The sequence below is a fragment of the Pararhodonellum marinum genome (assembly GCF_015354735.1).
GTDB lineage: Bacteria > Bacteroidota > Bacteroidia > Cytophagales > Cyclobacteriaceae > Pararhodonellum > Pararhodonellum marinum.
In genome coordinates, this window is sequence record NZ_JACEFJ010000020.1 from 1 (window position 1) to 12,403 (window position 12,403).

Below are 12,403 nucleotides of genomic sequence, written 5' to 3' on the forward strand. Positions count from 1 at the left end.
AACACAGGGGCAGAATCCAGCCTGACACCTTATTCCATTTTATCGCGGGTTAAGGTGGTCTAAATTAAAAATCGGTTGGATTTGCCTTAGTCCTATCAATCAGAATTTTTTGTTTCATTACAGTCGATAAATCTCTTTCCCATACTATTTCTTTTTTAACTTCCTCAAATTCCATAATAAGTGTATAAATTTAGTTGATTTTTACCTATTTCAGTAGTATATATGTAGGCATTATAGTTAATTGATTGCAGTCCCTTACTTTAATTCTAGCCTTGACATTATAGACCATGCAAAGACTGTTTTGTGTATTCCTGATTATTGTATTGGTTTCATGTGAAAGGAAAGCCGGTGAAAAATCAGAAGAAATCTATGCCGAAATTCATATCAGCATAGATACCGTAATGGTGGATTCTGGAAATGAGATTTTGATGGCCGCAACTGGAAGCTACGGACATGTGATCAGCAGTGACTTAGACAGGTTGTATTACTGGGACCCCAATTCATCCAAACTCGAAATTATCGATTTAGATGAGTTCCAACTGTTAGAAAAAATCTCTTTTGAAAAGGAAGGGCCCAATGGGGTTGGCCAATATGCCAATACATTGTCCACTTACAGGGAGGATCAATTGGCATTCATTGGCTGGGACGATAGAATTGCCATCTCCAGTTTGGATGGGGAGGTCATCCAAAGGATTAAACTGGATGAACCCTGGATGGTGGAAGATTTTGAAGATAATGGCTCCCTTTCCTTCAAGGGTTTTTCTGAGGATGGGAAAAAAATATACTGTGGGTTTTTGAATTTCAAAAAACTGGATAGTGATATTCTGGAATTGGATCTGGAAAACCAAACAAAAAAAGTTCTCCGATTGGCTGAATTTGACAAGCTTGATCAGTTTAGGGTATCATGGACATCTGATGATGGGAATGCCATGTCAATGAGTCATCCGAGTTTAGATATTACGACCTGGAACGGGCATAAACTTATTTACACCAACATACTCAACAGTGTTTACCGCTATGATCCACAAAGGGATTCACTTCAATTGCTTTCCTATAGCAGTTCGCTCACACCAAATGAAAAATCCGGCACTTATAAGAATGATGTTTCTACCCAAAATGAAGTCCAAGAAATAAGTGCCAAAATAAGAGAAGAGGTGAATTTCACCCAACTTGTATGGGACAAGGAAAACGAAGTATTTTATCGCTTCACTTATTTCTTACTTCCCAAAGTGGCTGATGAACAAACAAAACAGCGTAGTTTCATAAGCATTCTAAATGCTGATCTGGAACTAATAAAGGAAAAGGAAATCACTGAATTGGGTTTTAAATTCCCTAACCCACAATTTGTAAAGGAAGGAAAGATTTATTTCCCCCTCAACCTGGAAGATGAATTGGCCTATGTTAGGATGCAAATAGAATAACATGAATTAAATCAAGGTTTTCCCCTCTATGAAACCTACAATTTTGTCATATTTCTCCTAGAAAACCTACACTTTCACATACACCTTTTTTCTATCCATCCACCAGCCTATCAACCAAATGAGTATCATGTATGTAAGCGCAAAGCCTAAAGAGGCAGATTTATCAGGAAGCCAGCTGAGAAATAGGTTTTGATATAACCATTGATTTAAGGTGTCTCCTCCTACAGGAATGGCCCAGAAAAGGCTGATCAACATCAGGGATAACATATACAAAACCAAGGGATTTCTGCCAAAAACCTCAAAAAAGTAGGTCCATTTTTTTAGCAACCAAACCTCAATCACAAGCATCAGTATACCAATCAAAATCAGATCAAGCCCAACCGTAAGCAAAACAAAAGAACTTGTCCATATCTTTTTGTTGATAGGAAAGCCCAAGTCCCAAACCAATGATAGGCCAATAAAAATTAATCCTACGATCAATAGCACCTTGATTGTTTTGAGGTTGTTACCCCATTTCTGAATAAAAATACCTGCCATATATCCCATCAAAACGTTGACCACTGCTGGAAGGGTGCTCAACAAACCTTCAGGATCAAAAGGTACTCCCTCACCCCCATAAAGATTTTGAGGTCCTATGATGATTAAGTCCAAGTGGTGACCTGCATTTCCCAACATGCTGTAGGGAGCTTCAGGATCACCCAAAAACCAAAGGATTCCCCAATAACCTAGCAAGGCGAGCAAACTGTAAATTATGAGGCCTTTTTTTCCAAAATAGTAGATGATCAGTGAAGCCAACAGATAACAAAGGGCTATCCTTTGCAAAACTCCCATGATTCGGAGTTCTGACAAGTTGATCAGCACATAATCTCCTGCTGCGTTGATGTCGACAAAAGGAAAAGCATTGAGGAAAAGACCGATTAAAAAAATCATCAAAGTCCTTTTCAAAACTTTCCGCAAGAAAAAACCACCCCCAATCTGCATCGAATTCTTCATACTGAAACTCATGGCATTTCCAACCACAAACAGAAAAGTAGGAAATACCAGATCTGTGGGCGTGAACCCATGCCAATCAGCATGCGCAAAGGGAGCATAAATATGTCCCCAGCTTCCCGGTGTATTGACAATGATCATCAAACAAATGGTCAAACCCCTTAATACATCCAGAGATAAATATCGCTCTGAGATCCCAATGCCCCTTTGGACAGGCGCAATAACAGTTGCTTCTCGCATAGATAGATTGAAAACAGATTAATTCCTTTTTCTGTAAAGTTCATTTTCCAAATGAAACTAAAGAAAAATAAACAAATGCAAAAGGATGGACCAGTAAAATTTTATTAGGGGAAAGCGATGATAAATAAAAATTTGGGAGGAAGTAATCCAGATTGACCGAGTTATTGACTTTTAGGACCCCTCAATCACTATTCCATTGGTAGGTGGATAAGGTCCACTGGTAACAAGCCACTTCTCTTCTGCATCTATTTTTTGTAATTTAAAATCCATTCGATCATTTGAATTGCATCATGCCGGAAATAATACTGGAAATAAACGGAAAAGAAGAAAAACTGGATGTTGATCCAAAAACGCCTCTTCTATATGCGCTAAGAGGAAATTTGTCCCTTAACGCTCCAAAATTTGGCTGTGGGCTTGGACAATGTGGTACCTGTATGGTTTTGGTGAATGGAAGTCCTCAGCCTTCTTGTTTATTGACCTGTGAATCCATGAGCGGCAAATCAATCCGTACCTTGGAAGACCTTGGTAATGAGGAGAAGATGGACCCTGTACAGGAAGCATTTTTTGAAAAACAAGCTGCCCAGTGTGGATTCTGCACCAATGGCATGATCATCTGTGCAAAAGCCTTATTGGAACAGCATTCGGAACCTACCACTGCGGATATCACAAACGCTTTGAACCGGGTCTTATGCAGATGTGGCTCTCATTCGAGAATTTTGGATGCGGTAAAGTACGCAGTTAATTTGAAGAGAAACCAAGGGTAGATTCCTTTTCCTCATGGTAGAAAATACAAATAACGAAAAATTGATCAATAAGGGCCGAAGAGATTTTATCAAATCCTCCGGTTATCTGATGGTAGGATTTAATTTGTTTCCGATTGTTTCCTGTGTTCAAGGTAATCAGGCTGAAACCAAAAACCTCAATGAAGAATTTCCTCGTCCCCTTGATGCTAACCAAATCAATGCCTGGCTAAAAATTGACGAGAAGGGCCTGGTTACCGTGATGACTGGAAAAATGGAGCTTGGTCAAGGCATTAAAACGGCTTTACAGCAAATTGCGGCCGAAGAATTGGATGTATCCATGGACAACATGCGGATCCTGATAGCTGACACCGGAATCACCCAAGACGAGAGATATACCGCAGGAAGTGGGTCTATAGAAGGAAGTGGCGGATCAATCAGAAATGCCGCCGCTACTGCCCGGCAATTGTTGCTGGAAATGGCAGCTAAAAAACTGGAAGTAAACGAAAATCAATTGAGCATCAAGGATGGAATCGTAAGTGACATGAATTCCACTAAGACGATTTCTTATGGGGCATTGGTTCAAAATCAGCAAATTGATGGAAAAACCAATGAAGCTGTCAAGAAAAAAGATCCAGCTGCTTACAAAATTGTTGGCCGACCTATTCTGAGAGAGGATATTCGGAATCTGGTTTTGGGGAATGAACATTTTATACATGATTTGAGGCTACCGGAAATGGTCCATGCCCGGGTTTTAAGGCCACCGGTTTATAAAGCCAAGATAAAATCCATTCCTGAGACTGAAGTAAAAAGCATTCCCGGCGTCTTAAGTTTGATCCGTGATGGAAACTATATAGCCGTGATTGCAGATGAAGAATATGCGGCTGTAAAGGCCTTGAAGGTTCTAAAGGAGAAAAGTGTTTGGGAGAAACACCCCCTCTCTTTGGATGATCCAAATCTGAAAGAAGCCATCTTTAAAAGTGATGAAAAAGAACAGGTAGTAGACGGAGAAAAACAATTCGCCTGGGCTTCAGATGCACAGTTTAAAACTTTGGAAGCTTCTTATTTCAGGCCCTATCACATGCACGGATCGATAGGTCCCAGTTGCGCCATTGCGATGTGGAAGGAGGATTTTTTGACGATTTGGTCGCCTTCTCAGGGAGTATACCCTTTAAGGAGAACTGTTTCAGATCTTTTGAAAATACCGGAAGAAAAAATCAGGGCGATTGGCGTTCCCGGTTCGGGTTGTTATGGGCACAACGGTGCGGATGATGTTTCAGCAGATGCAGCCCTTTTGGCCATAAAATTCCCCGGACGACCCGTGCGCGTACAATGGATGCGGGAGGATGAGCACTCATGGGAACCTTATGGTTCAGCCATGGGCTTTACATTGAAGGCACAAATTGACAGAGAAAAGAAGGTAAGCTTTTGGCAAACCAAACTATGGTCAGATACCCACAGCACAAGACCCAATGGGAAGGCCGGTCATTTCATTGGGGCAAGACATCTTGATCAACCATTCAATTTTGATGCAGGGGGATTTTCGGGAGGAAGTTATAGGAATGCAACTCCTCTTTATAACTTTGGAGGCAAACAAATCATCTCCATCCCGTTTGTTGGACCTTTGAGGACCTCCGCATTGAGGAGTTTAGGAGCCTATGCCAATATTTTTGCTTTGGAATCTTTCATGGATGAATTGGCCTACTTGGCAGAACGAGATGTGGTACAATTCAGATTAGATCAACTTGAAGATCCCAGAGCAAGGGCAGTCATTGAAGAGGTTGTTGAAAAAAGTGATTTCAAAAGCAAAAGTTCTAATGTAGGGAAAGGATTGGCTTTCTCCAGGTACAAAAAAACAGCAGCTTACCTTGCCGTGGTAGCTGAGGTGAAAATTGATCCTGTGGGAAAAACTTTTAGGTGTTCTAAGCTTACTGCTGTGATAGATGCAGGCCAGGTCATCAATTCTGATGGGCTCAAAAACCAAACCGAAGGCGGCATGATTCAGTCTGCAAGTTGGACTTTAAAGGAATATGTAAGATTTAATGCTCAAGGTATCAAAAGTACCAGCTGGGAAACCTATCCTATTTTCAGATTTGAAGATGTACCTAAAATAGAAGTCTTGGTTTTAGATAGGCCTCAAGAAAAGGCCCTAGGTGCAGGTGAAGCTGCCCAGGGACCCGTGGCTGCGGCCATTGCCAATGCCATTTTTGATGCCACCAAAAGCCGTGTGAGAGATCTGCCCATTACTCCAGATAAGATCCAATGGAGTCGATGACCACTTAAAACATGACTATTATCAGTTTTTGACCTTTTGATTGTCAGTTCTTTTTTGACTTGCCGGATATATTTTTGTATAAATGATTACTTCCATGCAGGTCAAATCTTCCGATTCGATACAATTCGCCATTCCGGAACAAATCCTGAAAAGGCATTACGATCAAAAATTACCCAAAAGTTTTTGTCAGGATGTATTTAAACGGCCCATCATAAAGTCTGTCTTCCACCCGGAGGAGATACCATCTCTACTTTCGGCCAATCTTCCAAAAGTTTTGGACTGGCTTCATAAACAGGAAAAACCCCTGCCTCTAGAAAATGAGGTGTGCAATATTCCGGTATTGCTTTATGACAAAGCCCTCTCCACTGAAAAACTGCTGCTTCATTACGATGGAAGCCCTACCTCTGCGGAACTGATCAGGAAATTCGTCAATCTTTTTGAAGATGTCATTCAAAACAGCAAAGCAACCATCATTTCACCCAGCTTTATACCCAAATCAAAACTTAAAGAAGAGGAAGAGATTATTCAATTGGTGAGTCAATTTACCGCTGAAACCTCCTTTATCAAATTCAATTTTAACCGGATAGGTGATTTTTGGTCTTATGCGGTTAAAAATGAATTTACCCTGTTGGTAACCTCCAAAAACCATCAGGTAGATTTGGCTAAAGTGCTTTTCCATTTTTACAAAGGAGGAATGTGGTATGACCGGCTATCATTTTATCTTTCGCTTTAAGTCATTTCAAAGTATGATTTTTATCATGTTTTTTAGGGTTGATCCTCAGTAACTTGCTTCGAATGAACAAGCCTATCAGAATCATACCTCAGCAAAATAAGCAGTCCTGCTACCATTGCGGGGAGGATTGTGTGGACGAAAACATCGACTATGACCAGAAAAATTTTTGTTGTAATGGATGTAAACTTGTCTATCAAGTATTGCAGGAAAGTGATCTTTGTAATTACTACGACCTGAATCGAAACCCAGGTACCAGTCAAAAAGAGATTGATAAAAGAAGTAACCGATTCGATTTCCTATTGGATGAAGAGGTCATTCAGAAATTGGTGGACTTTAAAGATGAAAAGGAAACTCACATTACCTTTTCCATACCCATGATCCATTGTGCATCCTGCATTTGGCTTTTGGAGAATCTTCATAAACTTCACCAAGGGATCATCTCAGGCAGAGTGGATTTCATAAGAAAGAAAGTTCAGATCAAATTTGACCCCAAGTGGATTGATTTAAAGGAATTGGTGCTTTTGTTGTCCAAGATTGGATATGAGCCCAGCATAAGTCTGGCAGATTTCGAAAAGAAAACTTCCATTAAAATAGACCGAAAGCTGATATACAAATTGGCAGTTGCCGGTTTCTGTTTTGGAAACATGATGTTCTTTAGTCTTCCAGAATATTTTTCTGAAACAGAGCTCTTGGGGGAAGGTTTTAAAGGACTTTTCAATTACCTCAATGTATTGTTGGCCTTGCCTGTATTTTTTTATTCAGGGAGTGATTATTTCCGTTCGGCCTATCTTTCTTTGAAAGGTAAGAAGGTAAATATGGATGTTCCCATAGCGATTGGGATTTTTACCCTTTTCTTTTACAGCCTTTTTGAAATTTTCCTAATGGGAAGGGAAGGGTATATGGATACCCTGGGAGGACTGGTGTTTTTTCTGCTGATTGGGAAGATTTACCAGCAAAAGACTTACGACACACTTTCTTTTGATAGGGATTACAAGGCTTATTTTCCACTCTCTGTAACCAAAATCCTGAAAGGTGAAGAAGCGGTCATTCCGTTGACAAAAGTGGAAGTAGGGAATGTGATTAGGGTACGAAATGAGGAATTGATTCCTGCAGACAGTATCTTGATTGAAGGAGAGGCATGCATTGATTACAGTTTTGTCACCGGTGAAGCCGTACCTGTAATCAAAAAGAAAGGCCAGCTCATCTATGCAGGAGGAAGACAGAAGGGAAATGCAATTACCTTGGCCGTTCAGAAATCTCCCTCTCAAGGTTACCTGACTGATTTGTGGAACAATGAAACCTTTGAAAAGGAAAAACCGCATGGCCTCAATTCTCTTGCCAATGAGATCAGCGGAAAATTTACTGGTGTGGTTTTGCTGATTGCTTTTCTTTCTCTGGCATTTTGGAGCATGCATGACATAGGGATTGCCGTAAAGGCCTTCACTGCTGTATTGATCATTACGTGCCCCTGTGCCTTGGCCATGTCAACCCCTTTTACCCTAGGTAATACGCTCCGGGTTTTTGGACAGGGAAAGTTTTATCTAAAAAATGCTGATGTCATAGAGAAGCTTGCCAAGACAGATACAGTGGTATTTGATAAAACCGGTACTTTGACTGCGCCCTCTGCCGCTGCTGTTACCTATCATGGTGAACGGCTTTCTGAAGAAAGTAAATCCATCATTAAAGCCATGGTATCCCTATCTACCCATCCATTGAGCAACAGAATCAACAATTTGCTAAAGGAAGTCAAACCTGCAAAAGTTATGGATGTTCAGGAATGGCCAGGTTCTGGGATCCAAGCAACTTACCTATCACAGGTTGTGCGCTTGGGATCAAAGGAATTTGTTGGAGTTCACAATTTTGACAGGCCTGAAGAGGGTAACCTTGTTTACTTTAGTGTGGAAGGGATGGTATTGGGCTATTTTTCTATCCGAAGTGGCCTGAGAAATGGAGTGGGGAGACTCATTGAGGAATTGAGTGATAACCGATCTATTCATATCATATCCGGAGACAGTGACCATGAAGCAGCAAGTCTTCGTCAGTTGGTAGGTCCAAAGGTCCGCATGAAATTCAATCAAAGCCCGGATGACAAACTCAGGTATGTCAAAAAGCTGGGCCATAGGAAAGCCAATACACTGATGATTGGTGATGGACTCAATGATGCAGGTGCCTTGAGGGCCAGTCAGGTGGGTATAGCCTTGACCGAACATGTTGGCCATTTCTCTCCTGCAAGTGATGCCATATTGGATGCATCTGCTCTCAACCTGTTGCCCACTTTTGTGGCTTTCAGCAAAACCAGCCGCAACATCATCAAAGCCAGTTTCGGGTTGAGCTTTGCCTATAATTTTGTTGGGATTTTCTTTGCCGTCCAGGGCTTGGTAAGCCCGGTTTTCTGCGCCATCCTTATGCCGATCAGTAGCATATCCGTGGTTGCTTTCACCACGCTTACCACAAATTTTCTGGCTTACAGAAAAGGAATCAAATCTAAAATATTGTAAAAATGGAGGTGATTTTCATATTGATAGGAATCAGTTTGTTATTGGCCCTTGTATTCTTGGGCTTGTTTTTCAGAGCGATGAACAAAGGCCAATACGATGACAATTATACCCCATCCGTCAGGATGCTATTTGAGAATAAAACAAAACAAAGCATAAAAAACACACAAACTATTAAATCCAAGAAAAATGTCAGGAGTAACACTGGAAAAGTTTAGTTACGACAATAAGATCGTAAAATACTTCGGCGCAGCCACCCTTATTTGGGGTTTGGCTGGTATGCTGATTGGGGTTTTGGCTGCGACACAGCTATTTCTCCCAGAAGCCAATTTGGGTAATCCATACACTACCTATGGCAGGATAAGGCCTTTGCATACCAATGCTGTGATTTTCGCCTTTGTGGGCAATGCCATCTTTGCAGGCATTTACTATTCCATGCCTAGGTTATTGAAAGCACCTATGTGGAACAAGACCCTGAGTTGGTTCAATTTCTGGGGATGGCAATTGATCATCCTTTCGGCAGTCATCACATTGCCTTTGGGCTTGACCACTTCTAAAGAGTATGCTGAATTGGAATGGCCAATCGATATAGCCATCGCCGTTGTTTGGGTTTCTTTTGGGGCCAACATGATCGGTACCTTGTTAACAAGAAGAGAAAAACACATGTATGTGGCCATTTGGTTCTATTTGGCCTCTTTTGTGACCATTGCGGTTTTGCATATTTTCAATTCCCTGGCCCTGCCGGTTTCCTTTTTCAAGAGTTATTCCGCCTATGCAGGAGTGCAGGATGCTTTGGTTCAGTGGTGGTATGGGCACAATGCCGTGGCATTTTTCCTGACAACCCCATTCTTGGGCTTGATGTATTACTTTCTGCCCAAAGCTGCCAATAGGCCGGTTTATTCTTACAAGCTTTCTATTGTGCATTTTTGGTCTTTGATATTTATTTACATCTGGGCTGGCCCTCACCATTTGCTCTACACGGCTTTGCCAGAATGGGCTCAGGTGCTGGGAGTGGCATTTTCAGTAATGTTGATCGCTCCTTCTTGGGGAGGTATGGTCAATGGTCTGCTTACCCTAAGGGGAGCCTGGGACAAGGTAAGGGTTGATCCTGTTTTGAAATTTATGGTTGTGGCCGTTACAGCCTATGGTATGGCTACTTTTGAAGGTCCTTTGTTATCGCTCAAAAGTGTCAATGCCATTGCCCACTACACGGACTGGATCGTAGCCCATGTGCACATTGGCGGTCTGGGTTGGAATGGGTTTCTGACTTTCGGTATGCTTTACTGGTTGTGGCCCAGGATGTGGAAAACCAACCTTTACTCTGTCAGGTTGGCCAACACCCATTTTTGGTTGGGTACGCTCGGCATATTGTTTTATGCACTTCCCATGTATGTGGCTGCGCTTACGCAAAGTTTGATGTGGAAGGAATTCAGTGATATGGGCAGACTGGCCTATCCCAACTTTCTGGAAACCGTCATCCAAATTGTTCCCATGTACATGTTGAGGGCAATTGGGGGACTGTTGTATTTGAGTGGAGCCATCATCATGGTGTATAACCTGATCAAGACCGCCGGTCAGGGCATCTTTGTGGAAGAGGAAATGGATGAAGCACCTGCTTTGGCCAAATACCAAAGTCAGGCTGGGGAGTATTGGCACAGGGCATGGGAAAGAAAACCCATTTTCTTTACCTTAATGGCCACTGTAGCCATCCTTATAGGAGGTATAGTGGAAATCATTCCTACCATTCTAGTCAAATCAAATGTTCCTACCATTTCCAGCGTACAGCCCTATACGCCGCTGGAGCTGCAAGGAAGAGATCTTTACATTGCCAATGGCTGTGTGGGTTGTCATTCACAAATGATAAGACCTTTCCGGTCGGAAACTGAACGGTATGGTGAATATTCCAAAGCAGGGGAGTTTGTCTATGACCGTCCATTTCTTTGGGGGTCTAAGCGTACCGGTCCTGATCTTCACCGTATCGGGGGCAAGTATCCTGACAGTTGGCATTATCACCACATGGTAGATCCAAGAAGTATGTCTCCTGGCTCTTTGATGCCTCCCTATCCTTGGATGTCCACCAACACGCTTTCCCATGATGACATAGGGGCTAAAATCCGGACTCTTCAAAAGCTTGGGGTGCCTTACCCTGAGGGTTATGATGAAATCGCAAGGGCTGATCTTGAAAAACAAGCAGACCAAGTGGTGGAAAACCTAAAAGGAGCAGGCATAGAAGTAGCTCCCAATTCAGAGGTAGTGGCCTTGATCGCTTACCTACAGCGCTTGGGTACTGATATTAATAAAGAAACTGCTGACCTTCCAATCCGATAAAACCATGCAAAAAGAAATTCTAAGAACCATAGAAAATGTTGAAATCTATCCCCTCATCTCACTGATCATATTTGTGCTCTTTTTTATAGGGATGTTTTGGTGGGTGGTAAGGGTAGACCAAAAATACATTGATCATATGAAGCAACTTCCTATGAATGAGGAACATCAAAAAACCAGCGATCATGAGACAAATAAAAATTAACCTATTGACATTCATAGGCATGATTTTGACGATTCCTGCCTTCGCCCAAGCATCCGATCCAGGGCTGATAGAGTCTTTTTCCGCCATGAGCGGAACAGAAGTAGCCATACTAATTATCATCGCAGTGATCATAGGTTTGATTCTTTTGATGTTGGTAATGATGCTATACCTACTTTCCTTTTTAACCAAAGTTTTGAAAAAAGAGGATGAATCATTGGTAAATGAACCCTCATTTTGGGAGAAATTTAAGGTGAGGTACCTTACCGGCCAATTGAAGCCTGTAGAAAAGGAGCATGAAATCATGATGGACCACAGTTATGATGGAATCGTCGAGTTGGACAATTATATGCCTCCATGGCTCAAATATACTTTCTACTTGACCATCATTTTCGGTGTTGGGTACTTTTTGAATTACTCCGTGCTTGGTATCGGTCAGACACAATTTGAGGAGTATCAGGAAGAATTGCGAATTGCTTCAATTGAGGAGGAGCAGAGGCGGTCCATGGCACTTGCCACCATTGATGAAACCACAGTTGTTTTTGATGCAACTGGTCCTGGACTTAGGGCCGGACAGACCATCTATGAAAACAACTGTGCAGCCTGTCACGCCAGAGATGGTGGAGGGGGAGTAGGACCTAACCTTACAGATGAATACTGGATCCATGGAGGCAGTATTTCAGATATTTTCAAAGTGGTAAAATATGGCGTGATCCAAAAAGGCATGATTCCTTGGCAGGATCAACTGAGCCCGGAAGAAATGCAACAGGTTTCAAGTTTCATATTAACCCTTCAGGAAACAACACCGCTTAATCCCAAAGCCCCCGAAGGTGAAAAATATGAACCTGCCATAGAGGAGCCGACAGATGCATTAGGAGGCGATGAGTTGGGTTTGGAACCAGTGGATGAAAGTGAAGAAGAAAATTAACACCAATCAGAAATAGCTTAGATCTCAATAAAATAATCACAGGGATTCCCTTCA

Annotated in this window: 10 protein-coding genes; 9 read left to right on the plus strand and 1 reads right to left on the minus strand. The window is 41.9% G+C overall.

From position 1 onward, the window contains the following. Nucleotides 1–287 precede the first annotated feature (287 nt). Nucleotides 288–1,421, plus strand: coding sequence for a DUF4221 family protein (locus H1A14_RS22030; RefSeq protein ID WP_194778478.1), 1,134 nt, complete (start codon nucleotides 288–290; stop codon nucleotides 1,419–1,421). A gap of 66 nt (nucleotides 1,422–1,487) precedes the next feature. Here the strand turns inward: H1A14_RS22030 and H1A14_RS22035 are convergent, their stop codons facing one another. After that, nucleotides 1,488–2,651 carry an acyltransferase family protein gene (locus H1A14_RS22035; RefSeq protein WP_194778479.1) on the minus strand — a complete coding sequence of 388 codons (1,164 nt, stop codon included), beginning with the start codon at nucleotides 2,649–2,651 and terminating at the stop codon, nucleotides 1,488–1,490. Nucleotides 2,652–2,941: 290 nt separating this feature from the next. Here H1A14_RS22035 and H1A14_RS22040 point away from each other — a divergent pair, with 290 nt between their 5' ends. From H1A14_RS22040 to H1A14_RS22075, 8 genes are all read left to right on the plus strand, one after another. After that, the gene (locus tag H1A14_RS22040; protein ID WP_194778480.1) at nucleotides 2,942–3,415 is read left to right on the plus strand and encodes a (2Fe-2S)-binding protein; all 474 of its coding nucleotides are present in this window, start codon (nucleotides 2,942–2,944) and stop codon (nucleotides 3,413–3,415) included. Between the two features lie 13 nt (nucleotides 3,416–3,428). Beyond that, nucleotides 3,429–5,666 (plus strand): xanthine dehydrogenase family protein molybdopterin-binding subunit, encoded by a 2,238-nt coding sequence (locus tag H1A14_RS22045; RefSeq protein ID WP_194778481.1) that lies wholly within the window; start codon nucleotides 3,429–3,431, stop codon nucleotides 5,664–5,666. An 82-nt stretch (nucleotides 5,667–5,748) separates the two neighbouring features. Beyond that, nucleotides 5,749–6,399: a hypothetical protein gene (locus H1A14_RS22050; protein WP_228527922.1), complete on the plus strand. Its 651-nt coding sequence runs from the start codon at nucleotides 5,749–5,751 to the stop codon at nucleotides 6,397–6,399. Between the two features lie 62 nt (nucleotides 6,400–6,461). Further along, nucleotides 6,462–8,897, plus strand: coding sequence for a heavy metal translocating P-type ATPase (locus tag H1A14_RS22055; protein ID WP_194778482.1), 2,436 nt, complete (start codon nucleotides 6,462–6,464; stop codon nucleotides 8,895–8,897). 2 nt (nucleotides 8,898–8,899) lie between these two features. Further along, a complete protein-coding gene (gene ccoS, locus H1A14_RS22060) occupies nucleotides 8,900–9,112 on the plus strand; it encodes a cbb3-type cytochrome oxidase assembly protein CcoS (RefSeq protein ID WP_194778483.1) in 213 nt (70 codons plus the stop codon). Continuing rightward, complete coding sequence (ccoN, locus tag H1A14_RS22065) at nucleotides 9,084–11,222, plus strand: cytochrome-c oxidase, cbb3-type subunit I (protein WP_194778484.1); 2,139 nt, start codon at nucleotides 9,084–9,086, stop codon at nucleotides 11,220–11,222. The genes ccoS and ccoN overlap by 29 nt, the downstream gene beginning before the upstream one ends. A gap of 4 nt (nucleotides 11,223–11,226) precedes the next feature. Beyond that, nucleotides 11,227–11,424 (plus strand): cbb3-type cytochrome c oxidase subunit 3, encoded by a 198-nt coding sequence (locus H1A14_RS22070; RefSeq protein WP_194778485.1) that lies wholly within the window; start codon nucleotides 11,227–11,229, stop codon nucleotides 11,422–11,424. Further along, on the plus strand, nucleotides 11,405–12,349 hold the full coding sequence (locus H1A14_RS22075; protein WP_194778486.1) for a cbb3-type cytochrome c oxidase N-terminal domain-containing protein: 945 nt from the start codon (nucleotides 11,405–11,407) through the stop codon (nucleotides 12,347–12,349). Before H1A14_RS22070 ends, H1A14_RS22075 begins: the two co-directional genes overlap by 20 nt. Nucleotides 12,350–12,403: the final 54 nt, after the last annotated feature.

Bases quoted from the DNA above. Each gene is read 5' to 3' on its own strand.
- ccoN (WP_194778484.1), top strand. From the start codon at position 9,084: ATGTCAGGAGTAACACTGGAAAAGTTTAGTTACGACAATAAGATCGTA.
- H1A14_RS22075 (WP_194778486.1), top strand. From the start codon at position 11,405: ATGAGACAAATAAAAATTAACCTATTGACATTCATAGGCATGATTTTG.
- H1A14_RS22035 (WP_194778479.1), bottom strand. From the start codon at position 2,651: ATGCGAGAAGCAACTGTTATTGCGCCTGTCCAAAGGGGCATTGGGATC.
- H1A14_RS22040 (WP_194778480.1), top strand. From the start codon at position 2,942: ATGCCGGAAATAATACTGGAAATAAACGGAAAAGAAGAAAAACTGGAT.
- H1A14_RS22070 (WP_194778485.1), top strand. From the start codon at position 11,227: ATGCAAAAAGAAATTCTAAGAACCATAGAAAATGTTGAAATCTATCCC.
- H1A14_RS22055 (WP_194778482.1), top strand. From the start codon at position 6,462: ATGAACAAGCCTATCAGAATCATACCTCAGCAAAATAAGCAGTCCTGC.
- H1A14_RS22030 (WP_194778478.1), top strand. From the start codon at position 288: ATGCAAAGACTGTTTTGTGTATTCCTGATTATTGTATTGGTTTCATGT.
- H1A14_RS22050 (WP_228527922.1), top strand. From the start codon at position 5,749: ATGATTACTTCCATGCAGGTCAAATCTTCCGATTCGATACAATTCGCC.
- H1A14_RS22045 (WP_194778481.1), top strand. From the start codon at position 3,429: ATGGTAGAAAATACAAATAACGAAAAATTGATCAATAAGGGCCGAAGA.
- ccoS (WP_194778483.1), top strand. From the start codon at position 8,900: ATGGAGGTGATTTTCATATTGATAGGAATCAGTTTGTTATTGGCCCTT.